The organism is Bartonella sp. AP88XZML, from assembly GCF_042195565.1.
Classification (GTDB): Bacteria; Pseudomonadota; Alphaproteobacteria; order Rhizobiales; family Rhizobiaceae; genus Bartonella.
In genome coordinates this window covers 127,899-151,419 of record NZ_JBHIOQ010000030.1, presented here as the reverse complement: position 1 = coordinate 151,419, position 23,521 = coordinate 127,899, and the positions used below count along the sequence as shown (strand labels likewise).

Genomic DNA, 23,521 nt, shown 5'->3' with positions numbered 1-23,521 from the left:
CTTATAAAACAATCCAACAGCCTTTATTTAAAACTATAAATAATAAAATAATTCAAACATGGAGTACGGCAATCTTTAAGAATAAACATCCTATCCATCGTTAGATTAACACGAAACAAAGGAATAGACTGAAAATAATCATTTTTTCTGTTTGTTTTCTAACAAGCGCTCTCGAAATTTTGTCGCATAGCCCTCTTTTATAACCTGTCGTGCACGCCCAAAAGCCATACTGTTCATAGGAATATTTTCAGTAATAACACTTCCTGAAGCAACATAAGAGCCATCCCCTATTACCAATGGGGAAACAAGTGCCGTATTAGACCCAACAAAAGCATGATCACCAATTATGGTTTTATATTTGTTAAATCCATCATAATTACAAGTAATCGTACCAGCTCCAATATTGGTATGTGCACCAATTTCGGCATCACCAATATAACTTAAATGATTGATTTTAGAAGATTCTCCTACCTTAGCTTGTTTGACTTCACAAAAATTTCCAATCTTTACGGACTTCGCCAACTCTGTTCCTGGACGCAAACGTGCATAGGGACCAATCTGTGCATCCTTACCAACCACAGCACCCTCGAGATAACTAAATGCATGAATAACAGCACCAGATTGTACTTTCACGCTTAATCCAAAATAAACATTTGGTTCTATCACCACCCCTGGTTCAATTTCTGTATCATAAGAAAAATAGAGTGTTTCTGGTTTTAAGAGTGTAACACCCGATAACATTAAATCGCGCGCTTTACGTTTTTGCCACAAAGAATCAGCCTCAGAAAGCTCAAGACTGTTGTTAATTCCTACAATATCTTCAAAAGGAACTTCAACAACACGCACATCTAATCCTTCGCGTATTGCAAGAGCAGCAATATCTGTTAAATAATATTCTTTTTTCACATTGTTATTACCAACCTTCTCTAAAAGAGAAAGTGCAAGTTTTCCACGCATAGCGAGTATTCCACCGTTACAAAAAGAAATCTTTTTTTCTTCATCGCTAGCGTCTTTTTCTTCTACAATTGCGATCAATTGACCATTTTTCTCGAGAAGACGCCCATAACCTGTTGGATTTTGGGTATGAAAACCTGCAAAAACAACATCTGCTCCATCAGCAAGCTGTGCACGCATTTGGTTCAATGAATCTTGCTGAATGAGAGGCGTATCCCCAAAAACAATGAGAACATCATCCACTTCCTTTTGCAAAGCTAAACGAGCAGATAAAACAGCATGAGCTGTTCCTAAACGCTCTTTTTGTTCAAAAATCATCGCATCTTTTAAAAATGACTGAACAACGTGCGTAACCTCCTTAGCACCAAATCCCACAACGACTGCTAATTGTGAAGAGCCTGCCAATTCTATTTGTTTTAGAACATGGCATATAAGAGGCAATCCAGCAATTTTATGAAGTACCTTAGGCAGAGACGATTTCATGCGCGTCCCCTCACCTGCAGCAAGAACAATAGAAAGACAACTTCTAACCATAGAAACACATAAGACTAACGAGAAAATCCAAAAAAATTCATAATATCGTGCCAACGAATATCTTCAATATAACTCAACGAAGGATAATGTTCTAAAAGCCAAAATGAAAGATCCTGCATAGAGCCTGTTAAAAACAAAATCCCTGTAAGAATAAGAAAAACACCAATAATTTTTTCAACTTTTCCTAAATGAATACGAAAAGCTCCTAAAAATCGCATAAAACTGCTCGAAAATAAAGCTGCCAAAATAAAAGGAATAGCAAGACCTAATGCATAAACCGCTAATAGAACAGCTCCCTCTCCCACAGTTTCTTTTGTTCCAGCAAGCGTTATAATAGGGCCTAAAATGGGGCCAATACACGGTGTCCAACCAAAAGCGAAAGCTAACCCAATAATATACGCGCCTAAAGGACCAGAAGGTGTTTTTTTGGTCTGAAAACGCGCTTCACGGAATAAAAAAGCGATCTTGAAAATCCCCAAAAAATTTAAACCAAAAATAATAATGACAATTCCAGCAGCAAGGGCGAACCAATCACGATAATAACCGATGAATTTCCCAATTGTGCTAGCACTGGCACCTAAAGCAACAAAAACAGTCGTAAACCCGAGAACAAAAGCAATAACAGAAGACAATAAAGCCCACCGTACAAAGACTTTCTCATCACGATTTTTTGAACGAAAATCATCAATACCAACACCTGCCATATAGCAGAAATAAGGAGGAACTAATGGCAAAACGCAGGGCGACAAAAAAGAGAGTGCCCCAGCAAAAAACACACCAACTGTTGAAATTTCAATCAAAACTCATACCCCGTCTCTCATCATAGTTTACCCCCATGAACAACAATCAATCCACATCTTCATCAATTCGTTGCATATTTTGCTCATTCGCCACCACACTTATATCTTCATCATGACCAGAAACGACTGAAAAAACTTTTTGATAGATTTTATCTTTATTTTTAGCAATTGCAATATACTCTCCCTCCGCTAACACGAGTGAAACATAAGCACCAACTGTTTCATAAACGATATCACCAGAATCATTGGCAAGAGACCAACTTGTATCTGCAAGCGCTTCCCCTCCTTCTTGTCGTACCAGCTTTAAGACAATCTGAGCAGCCTGATGTTCAAGGGTAACTTCTGTCATTTTACCAGCATCCACTTGAATATCCGAACGAGCCGTCGCATTAATAGAACCATAATGGGAAGCAACATGGTAGCGGCCAGCTTTTAAACGCACAACTGATTGGGGTTTAACATTTGATAAAATCACCCCCGTATCATCATTTTCTTTTTCATCCTCATAAATGGTAAAACGTAATTCCTTTTCATTCATTACACCATTGAGCAGTGTTGCATTTAAAATGACTCCACCAGCCTCAAGATTAAAGTTTTTTACAAGACTCTGTCCATTTTTTAAACGAATATGGCGCACAGCACTCATATGACCAAATGAGACATGAACAAGATAATTTCCTGGTTCGAGATCAAAACGCGCACTTCCCCCCTTATAGGTTGCCACTAATGGTAATTTATTATCAATCCCTAGAATAGGGGCATAAACCCGCCAGACAAGCCCTTTTTCAATATCCGGATGACTATTTGTTAATCGAGCATTCAAAATGAGTTGTGTTTGAGATGCTACATTTTCTTTTTCCTGCTCTTGAGACTTTACAATAAAACTCCTTGATTGTCCCTGCTGCTGATCTTTCCCTTCTCCTTCTTCAGAAAAAGCACAGTGGCTCCAGATCAATAAAGTAAGCACCACGCACAACCATACACATCGGTGCACTATTTTTATAAGAATACCCATTCTCACATTGTTGACCAACATGATATTTTTTTCAAGAAACAATATCACAAAGCCATCATTTAAATTGAGAAACTTACACCACAACCACACGATGAAACAGCATTGGGATTGTGGATTTGAAAAGACTGCCCCATAAGATCATCAAAAAAATCAATCTCAGCTCCTTCCATAAAAGGAAGTGATAGTAAATCAATAAACACAACTGCCCCGTCTTTTTTGAGGACGAGGTCATCTTCACACATTTCAGAAACCAAGTCATATTTATAAGAAAAACCAGAACACCCACCACCTTCAACAGAAATACGTAATGCTATTTTATCGGGTTCACGCAAAAGTATCTGTGCAATTTTTTTGGCAGCAACATCTGAAATTTTCACATTCATTTTATATATCCTTGCATTAAACCATCAAGAAAGAGTATCCCATACTCAAAGAGCAGTTTATTTGTCATAAACCACTCTCAATTTTAAGATGATAATGGGCAACTTGCAATGGATATAGGCAATATCAACTTTAATTACCAATCTCGAGCAGTGTACAGTGCTCATCCGCAAACAAGCCGTGGTAGATTATTCCATGAAACGATGAGTACCACACGCTCACCTTTTCAACGAGATAGAGATCGTATTATCCATTCTAATGCATTTCGACGTCTTAAACATAAAACGCAAGTATTTATTGCTGACGAAAGCGATCATTATCGTACTCGCCTAACCCATTCCATAGAGGTCTCTCAAATTGCAAGAACATTAGCCCGTGCCCTGTGTCTTGATGAAGACCTTGCCGAAGCCATTGCCCTTGTTCACGACTTTGGACACACGCCCTTTGGCCATGCTGGAGAAGATGCACTTAATGAAGCCATGGTACATTATGGCGGCTTTGATCATAATGCACAAGCATTACGCATTGTCACAAAACTAGAACAGCGCTATGCAAATTTTGATGGACTTAACCTTACATGGGAAACCCTCGAAGGACTTGTAAAGCATAATGGTCCCCTTTTAGGTCCTCACGCGAAGAATAAGGAAGTTCCTATCGATATTTTACAATACAATGCAGAGCAAGACCTTGCACTCGATTGTTTTGCAGGACTAGAAGCGCAATGTGCTGCTATTGCAGATGATATCGCATACAATGCGCATGATATTGATGATGGTCTACGTTCGCAATTTTTAACACTTGATCAATTTGAACATGTTTCACTAACAGCAGCAATATTAAAAGATATAACAGATGAGCATCCCCACCTCGACCAAACGCGTCGCGGTTACACACTTGTACGAAGACAAATAACAACCATGGTTGAAGATGTTATCAAACAGTCACAAAAAAATTTAGCACGCATCAAACCAACAAGCATAAACGATATTCACCAAGCAAAACAAACTATTGTCACCTTTTCACCGACAATGACCGTTTATGAAAAAGAACTAAAAAACTTTTTATTTAAAAATCTTTACTACCATGAACAAGTTCTTAGTCGTCGCAATGCAGCAAAATGCATTGTACAAAAATTATTCAATTGTTATTATGAAAATCCAAATACAATGCCTGAAAGTTGGCAGAGCAAAACAGTGCACTTAAAAAATCAAGAGTTAGCACGTTTGATTGCTGACTTTCTTTCAGGCATGACGGATCACTACGCTCTACGTGAATATCAGCGTTTATTTGACCATACAGATAATTTCGTCTAATGGCTTTTGGCATCATCATGGAAGCTAAATATGAATATCTTTAAAAACTTCGAAAAAAAAATTAAGAGATCAATTGAATTATCTGATATAAAAGGAAAAAATGGAGAAGATCTAGATTTATCAAAAATCACTGTTGATCCTCCGCGTGATTCATCCCATGGTCATTTATCAACCAATGCTGCTATGGTGCTTGCAAAATCTATTGGAATCAATCCACGTGCACTTGCAGATAAAATCATAGAACTTCTTAAAAATGATTCCTCTATCGAAAATATAGATGTTGCCGGTCCTGGTTTTATAAACATAAAGCTTACAAAATTATTTTGGCAAGATGCTATAAAATCCATGCTTGAATCAGGCACTTCTTATGGTCGTATCCCAATGGGACAAGGAAAACGCGTCAATGTTGAATATGTCTCAGCAAATCCGACAGGACCAATGCATGTAGGACACTGCCGCGGAGCGGTTGTTGGGGATGTTCTCTCCAATTTGCTACAATTTACGGGCTATAACATTACGAAAGAATATTATATCAATGATGCTGGTCAACAAATCGAAGTCCTCGCCCACTCTGTACTATTGCGCTATCGTGAGGCTCTTGGGCAAGAAATTAATGAAATTCCAGAAGGGCTCTATCCTGGAGAATACTTGATACCATTGGGACAATCACTTGCTCAAGAGTTTGGTGACCAACTCCTCACGATGGATAAAGATGAAGCCTTATCTCTTGTGAAAGAACGTGCAATTCATGCAATGATGTCCATGATTCGCGAAGATTTGGCTGCTCTTAATATTTATCATGATATCTTTTTCTCTGAGCGAATGCTTTATGCAGATAATGCACGCGCCATTCGTAACACCATTAACGACCTCACTTTAAATGGTTATATCTACAAAGGAAAACTCCCCCCTCCCAAGGGACAAAATACAGAAGATTGGGAACCAAGTGAACAAACTTTGTTCCGTTCAACAAATGTTGGTGATGACCAAGACCGTGTTTTAGTCAAATCTGATGGTTCTTACACTTATTTTGCTGCTGATGTTGCTTATTTTCGGGATAAATTTAATCGTCATTTTGATGAAATGATTTATATTCTAGGCACAGACCATGCTGGCTATGTAAAGCGGCTAGAGGCAATGGCAAAAGCAATTTCTGGGGATAAAGCTAAATTAAGCGTCTTCTTATGTCAATTGGTAAAACTTTTTCGCAACGGTCATCCTGTACGCATGTCAAAAAGAGCGGGATCTTTTGTCACTCTACGGGATGTTGTCGAAGAGGTTGGGCGTGATCCTGTGCGTTTTATGATGTTATACCGTAAGTGTGAAGCACCTCTTGATTTTGATTTTGCAAAAGTAACAGAACAATCAAAAGATAACCCCATCTTTTACGTACAATATGCAAGTGCACGTTGTCACTCAGTCTTTCGTCAAGCACAAGAAGCGCTTCATATTAAAAGCTTTTCAAATGATACATTAATCGCCCATCTTCATCGATTAACAGATGACCATGAAATATTGTTAATACGCAAACTTTCTGAATATCCACGTATCATTGAACAGGCCGTCGTTCATAAGGAACCGCATCGATTAGCGTTTTATCTTTATGACCTTGCTTCCAGCTTTCACACCCATTGGAATAAAGGGAGTGAAAATCTCAATTTACGCTTTATTCAACCTGATGATAAAGAGTTATCCTTTGCAAGATTGGGGTTGATACAAGCTGTTATCAATATTTTATCATCAGGACTTACCATCATAGGAGTCGAAGCACCAATAGAAATGCGTTGAAAAAGTTCTATAAATACATACAATAGGTACTCTATTGATAAACTTTTTCATGTATCCTTGCATGAGAGGGGGAAAATTTATAATTTTAATATAACAAATCAAAATCAACCATTGATTGCACGCAGATGCAAATCACCATGTGAGAAAAGCTATGAGCGATAACGATCGCAAAAATCTACACGAAACAAAACACGATCATGAACACCATGATCCTTTGGAAAGGCTTACGCGCATTTTTAATCCGCACAAACAAAGCGGAAACCAAAATGAGCAATCTTCTTTACAGACAGATCGATCAACATCTCACCCCGAAACATCATCCCATGATGATGATTTTGATTTGTCCTTTCTAGAAGAGGAACTTGAAAATAATTTAGCACATGACTTACCGCTTGATGATCAAAAAAAACAATGGGACTTGCGTGCAACCAGCAACGCAACAGCCTCAGATATTGCACAAACTGTTTCTTTCAACCATTCAAAACAAAATAATTTATCTGAAGAGAAATATTCTTCACCTAGCAGTCATGATGAAGAACAAATTTTAGATGAGCTTTCTCCATTACCAATCCCAAAGAATCAATCCCCTCAAGAGAAAACAACAGCAACCAGTGCTGATCCGTTTCTTAAAAAAAGTAACCTTATTTCACAATCAGAATCAGAAAATTTCTTTTTTGATAAATCTGAAAGGCGCGAAAATAAGAAAGAGATTCCAGAATCTGTTGAACAAACTAATCGTTTTTCACAAACAAATTCACAACAGCCTAAAACTACGGATATACAACAAACTTATGATGACAATCAAAACCTCTATGACACTCCTGTAAACCATCCCTATAAAATTTCAGCTGATCAAGAAAATTGGATCAAAAAAGATTATCCTGATGTCTCCTCTTCTACAGAGGCAAATGAGTTTTTCTCATCTTCTAATCTTATGTCAGAAAGACAAAACACTGCAAGAAATCAAACAAGAAGTACCTTCTCCTCACCTTTAGATTCTCCACCAGTTGATAGACAATCTTATTTAAAGGGGGCTTCACAAGAAGATCATACAACCAATTATCCCCATTTTTTTGCAGAAAACCCCTCACAACAAAAAACTTATGGCGAAAAAGTTCCGATATATGATGAGGCTCGAGCCCAATACATCAATAACGCCGAAGGTGCCTCTAACCCAAATAGAGAAATTTCATATAATGAAAATAATTTAGATGAGTTTCTTTCCTCATCCCCCTCTTTAAATACAAAACAAACGGATGGCTTTTTTGCCCATAACTATACGCACAGAGATACTCCCCCTCCCAATGTTGATACTTATAAATTTTCAGAGGAAATCGTAGAAAAAACTGGTCCTATTATGGTTCCAGAAGTCCCGTATGAAGCGCCAGAATATGATGTGCCAACTAGTGGTGGTTTAGAAGAAGAATTTGCTGATGTACTTAATGTAGGAAATGTCCAAACGGATAATTTTTCTCAAAAACAACAGAAAAATGAAGTTTTTAGTGAAGTTTTTCATCAGTCTATGCAAAATTCAAAAGAAGGTGTTTATGTAAACTCTAAAGAACAAAATTCCGACTATTTTTCTTCTGACAATATGGAATATAATTTTCCCCTTTTTAGCGAGAATTCATCATATACAAGCTCAGATGAGGTTCCCACGCATCCACCAGCTCCTCCTCCCTTAAAAAGTTTTATTTTTAGTAAAACTTTCGTTAAAGGTATTTTTATACTTATTTTAATAGGAATTGGGTTTTCTGCTTATTCGCATTTTTTTATGCCATCACAAAAAAATGAAGAAACGGTCATTATCCACGCTGATAATACGCCTTTTAAATTCAAACCAGAAACAACTGAAACGAAAAATGATGTTGCACATAATTTAGATATCTATAAACAAACAACTGAACAAAATGAGAAACAAGAAAATACACAACAATTTCTTATTGATAACTCTGAACAACCTGAAAATTTAAAAGAATTAAACCCTGAAGAATCTTCAAACATTTCCTCATCGTCTTTAAATGAATCTGATGTTGAAGATGCAGTCACAGAAGCTATAAATCATACTATTCCAATGCGAGAAGTACAAACTGTTATTGTCAATCAAGATGGTACAGTTACACTAGCCCCCGCGCATCAAACAAACAGCAAAACTGCTGCTCAATCTGAAGAAAGCATTGATCAAGCTTCTAATGAACTTCAAGATTCGTCCCTTGTTTCGTCGCATAATTCTGATATAAACGACCAAGAAAGAGATCATGATCTTAAAAATAATATTGATAAAATAATCGCAGAAAATAATTCTAGCTCAAATATTGAAGAAAAATTTATCCCTATTCCTTCTCATGCAGAAAGAAATACACAAGTTGAAACACCAGCCGCGTCTCGCCCCATATCACCAAACAGAGTCGCAGCACAAAATTCAGAAAGTTATTACGTACAACTTGCATCTCAGCCAACGCATGAGCTCGCTAGAAGTTCTTTAAAAAATATGAAATCTAAATTTGGATTCCTTATCGGTGCCCGTTCTTTAAATATTCAACCCGCTTTTATACCAGGAAAAGGCACTTATTACCGTGTTCGGATTCAAACACAAGACCGTAATGAAGCCATAATCCTTTGTGAAACCATTAAAAGTTCTGGAGGAAGTTGCTTCATCACGCGCTAAACCAATAATGCAACGGTTTTAACAACCGTTGCATTATTTATTTCCATACCATTTAATTACTTATAAAAAACTTCAGAAATTAAAATCGTTCCTCTCTTTTTTATGTCTTTGCGCTGACTTTATTCTTTAGTCTACGTCGATTTTCGTCCTATCTAAAAGATTATATTTATAAAAAAATCACTCCGTACCCTTATAAGTATAAGGTACAGAAGGAAGCGAATTTAAATCTTTTTTGGGCGTTGTTACGCTTTGGCTTGTTTCTGGAGTATTATAACGCGAACTATGTTCAGGAGATTTTGCAAAAAAAGATCCTAAAAAACCAAAAACAAACCAGAGAATAACGACCGCAAGAAGAATAGCAAAAATACCCTTAGCAATTGAAACACGTTGTTCACTATCTCTTCTTTCTGCTGCCATACGTTCTTCATATGTGCGATAATTTTTATCAATCATAGTAGATTCCTTTTCTCAATTCCCTTACCTTTTAATTTCTAGACAATATGCATATATGAAATTATTCAGATACTTATTTTGAGAAAACGATAATTATAGAAAAAAGTTCCAGCTTACTTCATAAAGTTGAGAAAAAGAGGCGAGAGTAGAATTAAAATATCTATCATAGCCTTTGAATTCTATAATAAACCTCTTTGTGTTTTATAATAAAACATTGACACAAAGGTTTTGTTAATAATAGAGTTGTGATCAAAATATCTCATTATTTTTATTAATAAAAATGAAACATACTCAAAAGGTTTTTTTATGAAATCTCCTATATCGTCGCTTCCCTTAAAAATAGAAAAACACCCATCTCCTCTGTCAGAAGAAAAATGTGAAGAAATTTTAAAAAGTCCCGGTTTTGGTCAATTTTTCACAGACCACATGTGTACTATTCAATGGACTGAAGACAAAGGCTGGCATAATGCCATCATTTCTCAATACAAAGCTTTAGAAATTAACCCTGCAAGTACCGTTTTACATTACGGACAGGAAATTTTTGAGGGTTTAAAAGCATATCGAGCAAAAGATGGGCGCATCTTGCTCTTCCGTCCTGATGCCAATGCACAACGCTTTATAGAATCAGCGAGGCGTTTAGCTATGCCAGAATTGCCAAAAGATATTTTTCTGGATGCCGTTCATAAATTAGTAAAAATTGATCAAAAATGGGTTTCTAATCATCCCAACGCTAGCCTCTATATCCGTCCATTTATGTTTGGCAATGAAAACTTTTTGGGAGTCCGCCCTTCTCAAGAATATCTTTTTTGTATCATAGCCTCTCCAGTTGAATCCTATTTCAAAGGAGAAGAAAAATCTGTCAATGTATGGATTGAAACAGATTATAGCCGCGCTGGTCCAGGGGGCACAGGCGCTGCAAAATGTGGAGGAAACTATGCAGCAAGCTTACTGGCACAAAAAACTGCAACTGAAAATAATTGTAGCCAAGTACTCTTTCTTGATATGATTGAACATAAATGGATTGAAGAACTTGGTGGTATGAATGTCTGCTTTATTATGGCAGATAGTACACTTGTAACCCCTGCGCTTAACGGCACTATTCTTCCAGGGATAACTCGTGATTCAATCTTAAGGTTAGCTCAACAAATGGGATTAAAAATAGAAGAGCGTCCTTATTCTTTTGCAGCACTTCAAGAAGATGCAAAGAGTGGACACCTTAAAGAAGTCTTTGCTTGTGGTACAGCTGCCGTTGTCACATCAATTGGTCGTTTTAAATATAAAGGGGGAGAATTTATTATTGGAAATGAAACAGTTGGAGGAGTTACAAAGCAGCTTCGTACACAATTGGTTGGCCTTCAAAAAGGGAACATAGAAGATAAAAATGGCTGGGTTCATTCTGTCCAGCTCTCATAATAATAAGATATTCTCATATCTATAAACGCTTCCATAAAAATAGATTCATGGAAGCGTATTTCCTAGAAAAACTCCCTCTATTTTTAATGACGAAAAAAGAAAGCATTAATCAAATTTTGAATGATCTCTATGCTGCGCTTTAATATTACGGACTGTACCCGTATGGGAGCGCATTATGAGAGTTTCCGTTTGAATGTAACGAGATGTAAATTTAACACCAGAAAGCATATTGCCATCTGTCACCCCTGTTGCTGCAAACAAAACATCACCCTTTGCCATTTCTTCCATTGTATAAGCTTTATTGGGATCACTAATCCCCATTTTAGCTGCACGAGCAATTTTCTCTTCTGTATCTAGCAGCAAACGACCTTGCATCTGTCCTCCAATACAGCGCAAAGCAGCAGAAGCTAAAACACCTTCAGGTGCTCCCCCAATCCCCATATAGATATCAATACCTGTTTCTTCTGGATCAGTTGTATCAATAACAGCAGCAACATCTCCATCCCCAATCAAGCGAATCGATGCCCCTGTTGCACGTACTTCATTAACCAATTTTTCATGACGAGGTCTATCCATAATACAAACAACAATCTGATTAACAGCCACTCCTTTAGCCTTCGCAAGAGCATGGATATTATCGGTAGGACAAGCATCTATATCTACTACTCCCTTTGGATAACCAGGACCAATAGCAATTTTTTTCATATAAACATCAGGAGCGTAAAGGAGATTACCTTTTTCAGCAATTGCAATTACTGCCAAAGAATTGGCAATATTTTTAGCACAAAGTGTTGTTCCCTCTAGTGGATCAAGTGCAATATCGATCGCCAACCCACTTTGAAGACCTACTTTTTCTCCAATATAAAGCATAGGCGCTTCATCCCGCTCACCTTCACCAATCACCACTGTACCATCAATAGGCAATCGATTAAGTTCCTGCCGCATTGCATCTACAGCAGCCTGATCCGCAGCTTTTTCATCGCCACGCCCGCGCCAGCGTGCAGCAGCAACAGCAGCACGTTCAGTAACACGTACCAATTCAAGCGTCAAAATACGATCAAGTCCATTTAAAATCTTCTGAGTTGTGGGCATATGAAAAAATCCTACCGAATGAATACCAGAAAAAATATGAGTCCTTATTAAATACTAAGAATAAAGTTTTTGGCAAAGATGAAAATTTTCCACAAGAAACAAAAGAACTCAAGCTTGCCTTTTTGTCATTATCAAGAAAGTTATCAATTCTCTGCCATAGGCTCAATACGAATAAATTGAGATTTTGCAACAAGATGTCCATCTTTTTCAATTTCTGCAAGTGCCTGTCGTACATTCACCTCTGTTGTTTCATGCGTAATTAAAATAATTGTTTTTTCAATTTGATCTTCTACAAAAGATCTTTGAACAATCGACTCCAATGAGATGTGATTATCAGCCATATGCCTTGCAACCGCGGCAAAAACACCAGTACGATCATGAACATTTAAACGAATAAAATAACCCCCTGCATGATGCGAAATACGTGCTTTTTTATGAGGAGTAAGTTCTAATGCTGGACGTCTTAAAACAGGTGCATACTGAAAACCAGAACGCGCTTTTGCTATATCAGCCAAATCACCAATAACGGCTGATGCTGTTGCCATTCCTCCGGCGCCAGGACCAGAAAACAGTAATTCACCTAATAAATCACTTTGAATAGAAAGAGCATTGGTTACGCCATTTATCTGTGCAATCATTGAAGATGTTGGTACCATTGTTGGATGAACGCGTTGCTCTATTCCAGAATCCGTTTTTAATGCAACTCCTAAAAGCTTAATCCGATACCCTAATTCATCAGCTGCTCGAATATCAATTTGCGAAATATTATGAATTCCTTCAACATAAACATCATCTAACGAAACAGCTGTTCCAAATGCCAAGCTTGTCAACAAAGCTAATTTATGAGCAGTATCATTTCCCTCAATATCAAAACTTGGATCTGCTTCAGCATATCCAAGTCTCTGTGCATCTGCTAAACAATCTTTAAATGAAAGACCTTCCGTAAACATGCGTGTTAATATATAATTACAGGTTCCATTGAGAATACCATAAATTCGCGATATCTGATTACTGACAAGTGATTCTCTCATCGCTTTGATGACAGGAATTCCCCCTGCAACAGCTGCTTCAAAATGAAGAAAAACTCCTTTTTTTTCTGCAATTATAGCCAGCTCTACTCCATGTCGAGCAAGAAGGGCTTTATTGGCTGTTACAACATGATGTCCCGCCTCAAGCGCTCTCTTAACAGCGGTGTACACCACATCCAATTCACCACCAATTAACTCTACAAAAACATCAATCTCATCAGAAGCAGCCAACTCCACGGGTGAATCAAACCATTTTATATCACTGAGATCAATTCCACGATTACGGCTTTTATCGCGCGCACTAACAGCAACGACTTTGATGAATCGCCCACATTGACAAGCTAAACTATTCGCTTTTTCACATAGAGCTCGAACAACTGAAGTACCAACCGTACCAAGTCCCGCAACACCAACTTTTAAAGCTTCTGCCATTATTAACCACTGATCCCTCTCTTCACTGAAAAATCGTTTAAATGATGTGCCAATCAACACAAAGAATACTTACATCCATAAGAACAAAAGAAATACCCCGCTCTATTCACTTCATGTTCTCCAATAGAATTATTCCCGCTTGTTCAATCAACATTCCTAAAAATATAATATTTATTGTCTTCAAAGATTTCAGAATCTTTATAAAATATCTAATTCAGAATGAAAATCTGTAAAACTGATAAATGCAAATTGCCATAAAGAAAAGTTCTAAAAAATAATCAATAACAAGTTAAAGAATATTAAGGACTTAGTAAGAAAGAATAAAAACATCTCTTCTAAATTAACAAATACGGAACAAAAAACATTCTTTCATATGAAAAATTAAGAGAATGGATAAAACAAAGTAGATCAGTAAATAATAACACATTTCTTCCTACCATTCCATAGTTTGAAATATAAATCTTTAATGCAAAAATCTTAATGCACTTATATATCAAAATAGAACCTTACATTAAAGTAAAAAACAAGACTTAATATGTGCACACCATAATTCTGAAATATTATAAATATGGAGAATAAATTTGCAAAACTCAAATATTTTACCTAAACTTACTGCCACCTCTTTGAAAAACTAGCGAATTGAAATGACAAAAATCTCAATCTACCCTTTACCCATGCTAATTCATTTTCAAATAAATAACCTTCTCAACATGTGAGGGAACAAATGAAGGGGTTTTAATTTTAAATTCCTTATAAACATGTAAAAGTAAAGATAAGAAAAATATTTTTAATATATTCTGTAAATAATTGCTTTAATATTTTTATTTTCATCATACAGAATCCATTTATATTTTTTAAAATAAAATTAATCTATGGTTTATGCCTAAAAAAACTTTTGTATGATTGGTATTATTTGCTAATTTGGTAATAAATATTTGTTTTATACTTCCATAAATTATACAGTTTTTTGCTTTATGATAAGCTCAAATGAGAAATCTTCTGTATAAAGGCTCTTTCTAGCAAGTTAAATAATATTCTCATATACAAGCAAAGATAACAAACGATAAAATATGCAAAAAATAAACACACTTAAAATAATGTTTTGATCATTTTTGCCTACTAGTCAAAATGAAAAGAAACAATCCAAACAGGAATTGCTCAAAAATTATTCAATAAAACACACTTTTTTCAAAAAAAATGACACAGAGGGCTTGCGAAGTAAAAAGATCCTCTCTATAAGCCTCATCAATGGTTTGCGCCCATCGTCTAGCGGTTAGGACATCGCCCTTTCACGGCGGAAACAGGGGTTCGATTCCCCTTGGGCGTACCATAATTCTTTTTTCTATGTGTAATACATTCATTTTATTCGTATTCTTAAAAATGAGGAATGCATAAATAAAAACGAGGGAATAAGATTTTTAAAGGGATCTCTTCGTAAAAAAGATACAAGAATCATTAGATAATTGATTTCTTTGTTGCATTTCGAAGATAGTGTTTTACTGCGCAAAGTTAATAACAATAAAAATCGATAAAATATAAAAATTAGAAGGTTCTAGCTCGTGATCCGGTGAGTTTATAAGCCATATTCTTGCGTATACCGTTAATTTTTAAATTAAAACCAGCCACATCATTTATACGTTTCTTCCAACCTTCAAAACTAAAATTCACCCCAAAACACATCTTATATGAAGCATTTTTAATTACGGTGCCTTTTCACATTAAACTTTTCTATAAACAAACAGACCGTAATCTTAGAATTGAAATGCGATATAAAAATAGATTCTTATTCACCTAACACAACAAATCAAGAAACTATAATTTAGAATACAATCAACTTATTAAATGGAAACTCTGATAATAAAAATGCATAATCCTTGACCCCCAGTGATCTAACTACCTTATCTATTAAACAGATTCTTCATCAATCATAGAATAATTATAGATTTGCAAACACATCACTTCTTTTCAAAAATTAAACCCTCCAACAAAATTTACACTCTATTGATCATAGATTCTAAAAGATCATATTTGAGTGCTTTTTTCCCTTATTTTTACTTTTCATTATAAACTTGAAAGTGCTATAAAGTAGTATCGCTTAAAAAAAGGACTTCTAATGGCAAAGATCAAAGTAGAAAACCCCGTTGTTGAACTTGATGGGGATGAGATGACCCGTATCATCTGGAAATATATCAAAGATAAATTAATCCATCCCTATCTCAACATTGATCTCAAATATTATGATCTTTCCGTCGAAAATCGTGATGCAACCAATGATCAGGTCACTATCGATTCTGCCAATGCTATCAAAAAATATGGGGTTGGTATAAAATGTGCAACCATCACACCTGATGAGGCACGCGTTAAAGAATTTAACCTAAAAAAAATGTGGAAATCACCTAATGGCACAATCCGCAATATTTTAGGAGGAGTCATTTTTCGCGAACCCATTATCTGTAAAAATGTCCCTCGCCTTGTTCCTAACTGGACAAAGCCAATTATTATTGGACGTCACGCTTTTGGTGATCAGTACAAGGCAACAGATTTTAAATTTCCAGGAAAAGGGAAATTAAGTATTAAATTTGTAGGTGATGACAATCAAGTTATTGAACATGATGTTTTTGATGCCCCAAGCGCAGGGGTTGCTATGGCTATGTATAACCTTGATGAGTCAATTCGTGATTTTGCTCGAGCATCCTTTAATTATGGACTACAAAGGAATGTCCCAGTTTATCTTTCAACAAAAAATACCATTCTAAAAACTTACGATGGTCGTTTTAAAGATATCTTTCAAGAAATATTTGATACGGAATTTAAAACTGAATTTGAAAATCGTAAATTATATTACGAACACCGCCTCATTGATGATATGGTTGCTTCTGCAATTAAATGGTCAGGAGGCTATGTATGGGCATGTAAAAACTATGATGGTGATGTTCAATCTGATATTGTTGCCCAAGGCTTTGGTTCTCTCGGTCTCATGACTTCTGTTCTTATGACACCTGACGGTAAAATTGTTGAAGCAGAGGCAGCACACGGCACTGTAACACGCCATTATCGTCAGCATCAAAAGAATGAAGAAACATCAACGAACTCTATTGCATCTATTTTTGCATGGACGCGTGGACTAGCGCACCGTGCTAAACTAGATAACAATGAGAAGTTAAAAAACTTTTCCACGACATTGGAAGAAGTTTGTATTAAAACCGTCGAAGAAGGTTTTATGACTAAAGATCTCGCACTTTTGATTGGGCCTAAACAAAAGTGGCTTTCTACAACAGGTTTCCTCGATAAAATTGATGAGAATCTCAAAAAAGCAATGGGCAATTAAGTTATTACTTAAATTAAAATTCAAAGCTCTAAACAGAGCTTTGAATTTCTCTTGGCAAATTCAAAGAAGTACCTTATAAGTAAAAAGAGGATAAATTTTTATTAAATAGCAAAAAACAGTGAAAAAACAGGGCTGGTCTGCGCTTTTATTGGGTAAAAATGGTCTTTGCTTTTTAACGTTTACAGGTGGAGTTGTGTTACACGCCACCAACGTTTATATTGTTATTACTATTTTACCCTCTCTTATGAATCATATTGGGAGTGAAATATATTATTCTTGGGTAGCTACTGTCTTTATTACAGCTTCACTCGTGGGTACTTCACTTGCAACAAAAATATTAGGGAAATTAGGTCCTCGCAATGCGTATGTTATTTCTGGACTTATCTTCACCCTAGGCACTTTTATGTGCAGCATTTCTTCATCTATGCCATTGTTTTTAATAGGACGCTTTATTCAAGGATTTGGAAGTGGTTCTTTGTTATCCCTATCCTATTCCATGGTACGGATTGTTTTCAGCCCATCTTTATGGTCACATGCATTAAGTATTATCTCTGGAATGTGGGGAATATCAACCTTGTTAGGACCAGCAATCGGGGGGCTTTCTGTATATTATGGCCTATGGCGAGCATCCTTTTTGGTCATTGGCGTATTAGCTATATTTTTCTCACTCATCGCCTTTAAATTTTTACCAAAAAAGAATGAAAACGATGTTCCAACACCCCCTCTTCCTCTTCTCCAGCTTTTCATACTCACCTTATTGATTTTTATTATTTCTGTTGGAGGGGCTATGGAGTCTACAATAGCAAAAATTTGCGGATTAGTTATCGGACTTAGTCTTCTCTTTGTTCTAGCAAAAATCGAATCATCTACCCCTCATCCTATGTTGCCCCGCAAATCCTTTTCTTTCTCTTCTGAAATCTTTTCTGTTTACGCATTGATACTTGTTATGACAACAGTCGTATACAGTATAGAACTTTATTTTCCACTTTTTCTTCAAGAGCTTCATGGGCAAGCTCCACTTATTGCTGGTTATATAGCAGCACTTATGAGCCTAGGGTGGACATGTGGAGCCATCTCAAGTGCTGGTGTCTCCACAAAAAAAATTCGCAACATCATTGTATACTCGCCCCTATTAAAACTGTTAGGCATAGTGATTCTTTTATGGCTCATCCCAACAGAAGTTTCCGCGCTTAAATATATTTTTATTATTTGCTTAGCACTGTTTTCTATTGGAATCAGTGCGGGCATAGCATGGCCACATTTGCTCACAAGGATCTTACAATGTGCAAATGATGAAGATGCTCTCCGTGCCAGTGAATCCCTTACCTCTGTACAACTATTTTCAGCGGCCTTAAGTGCAACTCTAGCAGGAGTCATCACCAATCTTGCTGGTCTCTTTAATCCTGGAGGAACAATAGGAATGATCTTAGCAGCAAAAACTCTTCTTATAGTGCTCATGGGTCTTTTATTTTGTCTTGCTATTCCATTAGCACTGCGCATTTCTTACTGCATATTAAAAAACCCAACAGGACATTCCAATAACTAAAAATAAATATAAAAATTCCTTCTTCATTTTAAAAATGAAAAATATTAAGCATGCTTTTCCATATACCATGAGACGCAAAAAACCATTAATCCACACAAAGTTAGAACACTTCCTAAAACAGCTGTATATTCATAATTATAACCCAATTTTAAAACTAATGCTCCAGATTCTGCACCAAGAGCGTTGGCAATATTAAAAGCAGACTGCATTAATGCTCCTGCCAAAATCTGTCCCTGTAGTGCAACATCCATAATTTTTGTTTGTATAGAAGGCATAGCAGCAAAAGAAGTTCCAACAAAAAAGCATCCTATTGCCGCTGTTAACGGAGCATAGGATAAAAAGAAAAAAACAAAAAAAAACAAATACGCTCCAAAGCATAGACAAAAATATCATCGGCGAAATACCAATTTTAACGGCCAATTTAGGCCCCAAGAGATTTCCTACCACCATACCCAATCCAACTAACGGCATGATAAATGGTACCAACTCAAGTGAAACACCAGAAATATGCATTAACGTTGGCTTGATATAAGTAAAAACAGAAAATAATCCTGACGCTCCCACCGAAACCATCAACAAAAGAAGCCACACCTGCTTTTGCTTTAATGCACCCATTTCGTGCAAAGGATTCGTTTTTGGAAAACTTAAATCACAAGGTAAAAAATTCCAAATAAGCAAACAACATAATAAAGCAATCATACCCACAAGGACAAAAGCAATCTGCCAACCAATAAGTTGACCAATCCAAGTAGCACTGGGTGCTCCCAAAACGGTTGCAATTGTTAAGCCAAGCATAACATATCCAACAGCTTTAGAACGTTCTTTCATTTCTACCATTGAAGAGGCAACCATAGCCGCAAGTCCAAAATAGATTCCATGGGGAAGTCCACTGAGAAAGCGTAATACTACTAATATGCTAAAATCAGAAACAAAGGCACTAGCAATATTTGCTAAAGCATAAAAAAGCATCAATCCTATCAAAACAGTTTTGCGTGATACCTGAGCTGTTGCCACAGCTAAAAGAGGTGCTCCAATCACAACTCCTAATGCATAAGCAGAAATATATTGACCAGCGGTAGGAATATCAACATATGAACTTCGTGCTATCTCTGGCAGTAGCCCCATTGCAACAAACTCTGCAGTACCAATAGCAAAACTCCCCACGGCAAGAGCTAAAATTATTAAACGCCGTATTCTCGAATCAATTTCCAATGCAAGAACCTTTTGTTTATAAGAATCCCTCATATCATCACTTCTGGATAGGAGTTTTAACTGTAGATATCTGTAATACACACAAACAAAAATTCAAAACATTGTTATACGCATGCCCAATAGTCCCCAATGAAGTTTTAGAAATATTTTGATATATAAAGCATTTTATGAAGCTTTAGGTAAGATTCTTTAATGGAAAATCTTTGAAACCCTCAAGGTTATAAACGTATTCACCTATTTTTATCAGATCTGCCAAATAATAAACTTTGTCTCCTATTTTCAGCAGTTCCAATTTTACAGTGAAACCTTTTTTTGCAACTATATACTATACCCTATAAATAATTCTAAAATTTGTCGAATAATGCACTTCAAACAAGTGAACCACATCTCATTATTATCTTGATATAAGGATTAAACTTCTCCAAAACTTATTGTTTCTTTGTTTTTGCTACCTGAATGCAGATCCTCCAAATCGATAAGCTATAATTTCAACTTTACGCCATTCTTATAAATTATTATAGATTCTTTTAAAAATTCTCATGATAATAGTACTTGGTTTCTAGATTTATTAAATATCCTCTTTTAGGCATCTTTACCCCTCCCTCCTCTAACAGAGGAATCGCATCAGATATCTAACTCATTATCTTTAAATTAAAATATTCACGTAAATATATTGTACTTATTTTCAGATAAATTCTATAAACAGAGCATAAAACAAATATAATAATTTTTATCTCAATATATTCATCGATATTTTATAAATGTGCTAATTATCGTGATTAATATTTAATTTTTTATGACATAAAATATATAATTATAATATTTAAAATGTTGTAATCTTATTTTAGTTTTCTTTTAATTTTCTAAAAATTTATCTATTCGATTGTATATAACCTATTCTTTACCTTTAGTAATAAAAAACACAAATTATCTCATAAAAATAAAATTTTCATACTTCTTTAAGAGTTCGCTAACGCCTCATTAACATTGTTGCTTTAAACAGTCATCAGAAACAGAAATAAACTGTTTTTCTCCGGATCAGGTAGCGCGTACCGGAGTAACAGTTTCTGTTTTATATAGTAATTAGAAAAAGAATATATGCCCTATAAAACCGCACTTCTATATCTTAGGATAGTGGAATTTATAATTTTGGAAGGTGTTTCTAATTTCATATTTTTAGCTAAATTTGTAAATGCAAGAATAAATTCAATAAAAAAATGAAACGCTATATTACGATTAATATTTTAGCGTCCTTGTGCCCATAGAGCGCGCGTTTCAGCGCAAAAATCAGCATAACAGCCTTCTTCAATGGCATCACGAATTCCCTGCATCAGTTGTTGATAATAAAAAAGATTATTCCAAGTCAACAACATCCCCCCAAGAGATTCACCAGATTTAATCAAATGATGCAAATAAGCACAACTATAATCATGTGCTGCTGGACAAAGTGACTGCGGATCAAGAGGATGTGGATCTTCTGCATAACGCGCATTACGCAAATTAATTCTACCAAAGCGGGTAAAAGCTAAACCATGACGTCCTGCACGCGTCGGCATAACACAATCAAACATATCAACACCACGAGCAACACTTTGTAAAATATCATCAGGTGTCCCTACCCCCATAAGATAGCGTGGTTTATCCTCTGGTAAAATCGGACAAGTAGTATCCAATACTGCTGTCATAACACTCTGCGGCTCACCAACAGCAAGCCCTCCAATAGCGTAACCTTTTAAATCCATTTCTTTTAATGCTTGAGCAGAACGTTCACGTAGTTTCATATTATCACCACCTTGAACAATACCAAACAATGCTTTATTGGGCTGATCTCCAAAAGCTGTTTTACAACGCTGCGCCCACCGCAATGAAAGTTCCATAGCTTTTTCCATTTCTTTTTCAGTTGCAGGTAACGCAATACATTGATCCAACTGCATCTGGATATCTGCACCAAGAAGTTCTTGAATTTCGATAGAACGCTCTGGACTCATTTCATAGTAAGCTCCATTAATGTAAGAGCGAAAAATCACACCTTGTTCAGTAATTTTACGGATTCCCGCCAATGACATAACCTGAAAGCCACCAGAATCGGTTAAAATAGGTCCGCTCCAGCGTGAAAATTCATGTAATCCTCCCAAACGCGCAACACGTTCAGCTCCTGGACGTAACATTAAATGATAAGTATTCCCTAAAATGATATCTGCACCAAGATCACGTATCTGATCCATATACATAGCCTTAACGGTTCCTGCCGTTCCAACAGGCATAAATGCAGGTGTACGAACACATCCTCGCCCCGTTATAATTTCGCCTCGACGTGCATACCCATCTTGAGCAATTTTTCTATAATGAAATGTCTTTATCATAACTCTCGTCTTTTTGATTCCATCACTGCATATCTCTATAGAAAGAAAAAAGATATCCCCTTACGAGCATTGTCATAAGCTTTATGAATTAATTTTTGATTCGCTCAATATTGTAACCAGCATAAAAAATTAAACGAGATAAAAGAACATTTCTTGTTAAGAAATCACCATAATAAAAGTAATAATCTAGCTCCAGAAAAATAGTAAAATCCTTATAATATCATACCTCAAAATACCTACGCTTAACGCACTAAAGCCTTAATAGAACTACAAAATTATTATCACAATAATCTCATCTTAACATACTTCCATAAGCAATAACTTTGTACGCATAGAAGAAAATTCTGAACGCATTGTACAGCCTACAATATTGTTTACTTTTACAGATAAAAATTTTTCATCTGCTGAGCACGGCGATCCCCACGCTTAATAAAAGCGCAAATGAGCATAATCATTTATCCCCTTACAATATTGAGATAGCTCTTGGCACTTGAGATAATTCACAAAAGGAATTAACGTGTAAAAACACTTAAAAAAACTAAAAATGCTTTTTGTAAAGATTCTCAAATATCAAAAGCTCTATCGTAACATTAGAGGCTGAAAAAGCGTATGATGTCCCCCTCTTGCTCCTTCACAAGCTTTAAAGATGGTGGTGCATAATAGATTTATAGCTTTAAAACTATACACGCCACGAACGTCATTATGGAAGTGAATGTTGATATGTACTGAGAAATGCTTCTTAAAAAACACGTAAATGTGCAACATTAAGTATATTCCATTTGGAGCGTTCCTCTATTAAAAAACGAGAAAAATAAAAGCGTAAGTCCATGCATAATCTTCATTATTTAAAAGATATTGCATTAGATACTTTTAAAAAAGTAAAGCTGCATTAAAAAGGAGATGGCAAGACTAGCCATTTGTTTCACTTCTGCGCCTTTATTATATTCTTCTAAGATTAATTCTTATTTTAAAGATTACGATAATATATAAATGCTGGTTTTCCACCTTACTAGGAAAACTGGATGAGCTAGTAAAGCTCTTATCCGTCTTAATATGTGTTTCAAATATGCTTCTGCATTAGGATTGGATGTTGATTTACGAGCAGAAACAAAAGCACACGCTCTCTTAAGAAAGTAACATCATAAAACCATTAAGACCGACAATGGATTGAAGAAAAATGCCGAATTTTTTATAAAACACT

At 35.9% G+C, this 23,521-nt stretch carries 16 protein-coding genes and 1 tRNA gene; 7 read left to right on the top strand and 10 right to left on the bottom strand.

The features are described 5' to 3' along the window. Positions 1–138 precede the first annotated feature (138 nt). Genes glmU through ACFIK2_RS03605 form a run of 4 tightly spaced genes read right to left on the bottom strand, consistent with a single transcriptional unit; the run spans position 139 to position 3,686 of the window. Positions 139–1,488, bottom strand: coding sequence for a bifunctional UDP-N-acetylglucosamine diphosphorylase/glucosamine-1-phosphate N-acetyltransferase GlmU (glmU, locus tag ACFIK2_RS03620; RefSeq protein ID WP_375676890.1), 1,350 nt, complete (start codon positions 1,486–1,488; stop codon positions 139–141). A 14-nt stretch (positions 1,489–1,502) separates the two neighbouring features. Continuing rightward, the gene (locus tag ACFIK2_RS03615; protein WP_375633180.1) at positions 1,503–2,288 is read right to left on the bottom strand and encodes a cytochrome c biogenesis CcdA family protein; all 786 of its coding nucleotides are present in this window, start codon (positions 2,286–2,288) and stop codon (positions 1,503–1,505) included. Between the two features lie 46 nt (positions 2,289–2,334). Beyond that, entirely contained in the window at positions 2,335–3,324 is a 990-nt protein-coding gene (locus ACFIK2_RS03610; RefSeq protein WP_375633193.1) for a carboxypeptidase regulatory-like domain-containing protein, read from the bottom strand. A gap of 38 nt (positions 3,325–3,362) precedes the next feature. After that, the gene (locus tag ACFIK2_RS03605; RefSeq protein ID WP_375639862.1) at positions 3,363–3,686 is read right to left on the bottom strand and encodes a HesB/IscA family protein; all 324 of its coding nucleotides are present in this window, start codon (positions 3,684–3,686) and stop codon (positions 3,363–3,365) included. Between the two features lie 108 nt (positions 3,687–3,794). Between ACFIK2_RS03605 and ACFIK2_RS03600 the strand changes: the two genes are divergently transcribed. From ACFIK2_RS03600 to ACFIK2_RS03590, 3 genes are all read left to right on the top strand, one after another. Next, positions 3,795–4,997, top strand: a complete 1,203-nt coding sequence (locus tag ACFIK2_RS03600) for a deoxyguanosinetriphosphate triphosphohydrolase (RefSeq protein ID WP_375636828.1) — start codon at positions 3,795–3,797, stop codon at positions 4,995–4,997. Positions 4,998–5,027: 30 nt separating this feature from the next. Continuing rightward, positions 5,028–6,785 (top strand): arginine--tRNA ligase, encoded by a 1,758-nt coding sequence (gene argS / locus ACFIK2_RS03595; protein WP_375636827.1) that lies wholly within the window; start codon positions 5,028–5,030, stop codon positions 6,783–6,785. Between the two features lie 151 nt (positions 6,786–6,936). After that, positions 6,937–9,453, top strand: coding sequence for an SPOR domain-containing protein (locus tag ACFIK2_RS03590; protein WP_375676889.1), 2,517 nt, complete (start codon positions 6,937–6,939; stop codon positions 9,451–9,453). Between the two features lie 177 nt (positions 9,454–9,630). Here the strand turns inward: ACFIK2_RS03590 and ACFIK2_RS03585 are convergent, their stop codons facing one another. Then, positions 9,631–9,906, bottom strand: coding sequence for a hypothetical protein (locus ACFIK2_RS03585; RefSeq protein WP_375642999.1), 276 nt, complete (start codon positions 9,904–9,906; stop codon positions 9,631–9,633). A gap of 306 nt (positions 9,907–10,212) precedes the next feature. Here ACFIK2_RS03585 and ACFIK2_RS03580 point away from each other — a divergent pair, with 306 nt between their 5' ends. Beyond that, the gene (locus tag ACFIK2_RS03580) at positions 10,213–11,319 is read left to right on the top strand and encodes a branched-chain amino acid aminotransferase (protein WP_375676888.1); all 1,107 of its coding nucleotides are present in this window, start codon (positions 10,213–10,215) and stop codon (positions 11,317–11,319) included. A gap of 105 nt (positions 11,320–11,424) precedes the next feature. Here the strand turns inward: ACFIK2_RS03580 and glpX are convergent, their stop codons facing one another. Continuing rightward, on the bottom strand, positions 11,425–12,411 hold the full coding sequence (gene glpX / locus ACFIK2_RS03575) for a class II fructose-bisphosphatase (RefSeq protein WP_375634464.1): 987 nt from the start codon (positions 12,409–12,411) through the stop codon (positions 11,425–11,427). A gap of 143 nt (positions 12,412–12,554) precedes the next feature. Continuing rightward, the gene (locus ACFIK2_RS03570; RefSeq protein WP_375633188.1) at positions 12,555–13,871 is read right to left on the bottom strand and encodes a homoserine dehydrogenase; all 1,317 of its coding nucleotides are present in this window, start codon (positions 13,869–13,871) and stop codon (positions 12,555–12,557) included. A gap of 1,255 nt (positions 13,872–15,126) precedes the next feature. Between ACFIK2_RS03570 and ACFIK2_RS03565 the strand changes: the two genes are divergently transcribed. From ACFIK2_RS03565 to ACFIK2_RS03555, 3 genes are all read left to right on the top strand, one after another. Then, positions 15,127–15,201 (top strand) — tRNA-Glu (locus tag ACFIK2_RS03565). A gap of 783 nt (positions 15,202–15,984) precedes the next feature. Further along, positions 15,985–17,199 carry an NADP-dependent isocitrate dehydrogenase gene (locus ACFIK2_RS03560; protein ID WP_375639866.1) on the top strand — a complete coding sequence of 405 codons (1,215 nt, stop codon included), beginning with the start codon at positions 15,985–15,987 and terminating at the stop codon, positions 17,197–17,199. A 118-nt stretch (positions 17,200–17,317) separates the two neighbouring features. Beyond that, a complete protein-coding gene (locus tag ACFIK2_RS03555) occupies positions 17,318–18,745 on the top strand; it encodes an MFS transporter (RefSeq protein WP_375617767.1) in 1,428 nt (475 codons plus the stop codon). Between the two features lie 44 nt (positions 18,746–18,789). Here the strand turns inward: ACFIK2_RS03555 and ACFIK2_RS03550 are convergent, their stop codons facing one another. From ACFIK2_RS03550 to tgt, 3 genes are all read right to left on the bottom strand, one after another. Then, positions 18,790–18,954, bottom strand: coding sequence for a hypothetical protein (locus ACFIK2_RS03550; protein ID WP_375676887.1), 165 nt, complete (start codon positions 18,952–18,954; stop codon positions 18,790–18,792). After that, the gene (locus ACFIK2_RS03545) at positions 18,938–19,990 is read right to left on the bottom strand and encodes an MFS transporter (protein ID WP_375676886.1); all 1,053 of its coding nucleotides are present in this window, start codon (positions 19,988–19,990) and stop codon (positions 18,938–18,940) included. Before ACFIK2_RS03545 ends, ACFIK2_RS03550 begins: the two co-directional genes overlap by 17 nt. Before the next feature lie 1,211 nt (positions 19,991–21,201). Beyond that, on the bottom strand, positions 21,202–22,320 hold the full coding sequence (tgt, locus tag ACFIK2_RS03540; protein WP_375634460.1) for a tRNA guanosine(34) transglycosylase Tgt: 1,119 nt from the start codon (positions 22,318–22,320) through the stop codon (positions 21,202–21,204). Positions 22,321–23,521 lie beyond the last annotated feature (1,201 nt).

Coding starts and splice junctions, on each gene's coding strand:
- ACFIK2_RS03590 (WP_375676889.1), top strand. CDS start 6,937: ATGAGCGATAACGATCGCAAAAATCTACACGAAACAAAACACGATCAT.
- ACFIK2_RS03550 (WP_375676887.1), bottom strand. CDS start 18,954: ATGCAGTCTGCTTTTAATATTGCCAACGCTCTTGGTGCAGAATCTGGA.
- ACFIK2_RS03570 (WP_375633188.1), bottom strand. CDS start 13,871: ATGGCAGAAGCTTTAAAAGTTGGTGTTGCGGGACTTGGTACGGTTGGT.
- ACFIK2_RS03545 (WP_375676886.1), bottom strand. CDS start 19,990: ATGAGGGATTCTTATAAACAAAAGGTTCTTGCATTGGAAATTGATTCG.
- ACFIK2_RS03580 (WP_375676888.1), top strand. CDS start 10,213: ATGAAATCTCCTATATCGTCGCTTCCCTTAAAAATAGAAAAACACCCA.
- ACFIK2_RS03605 (WP_375639862.1), bottom strand. CDS start 3,686: ATGAATGTGAAAATTTCAGATGTTGCTGCCAAAAAAATTGCACAGATA.
- ACFIK2_RS03560 (WP_375639866.1), top strand. CDS start 15,985: ATGGCAAAGATCAAAGTAGAAAACCCCGTTGTTGAACTTGATGGGGAT.
- ACFIK2_RS03600 (WP_375636828.1), top strand. CDS start 3,795: ATGGATATAGGCAATATCAACTTTAATTACCAATCTCGAGCAGTGTAC.
- tgt (WP_375634460.1), bottom strand. CDS start 22,320: ATGATAAAGACATTTCATTATAGAAAAATTGCTCAAGATGGGTATGCA.
- glmU (WP_375676890.1), bottom strand. CDS start 1,488: ATGGTTAGAAGTTGTCTTTCTATTGTTCTTGCTGCAGGTGAGGGGACG.
- glpX (WP_375634464.1), bottom strand. CDS start 12,411: ATGCCCACAACTCAGAAGATTTTAAATGGACTTGATCGTATTTTGACG.
- ACFIK2_RS03585 (WP_375642999.1), bottom strand. CDS start 9,906: ATGATTGATAAAAATTATCGCACATATGAAGAACGTATGGCAGCAGAA.
- argS (WP_375636827.1), top strand. CDS start 5,028: ATGAATATCTTTAAAAACTTCGAAAAAAAAATTAAGAGATCAATTGAA.
- ACFIK2_RS03610 (WP_375633193.1), bottom strand. CDS start 3,324: ATGTTGGTCAACAATGTGAGAATGGGTATTCTTATAAAAATAGTGCAC.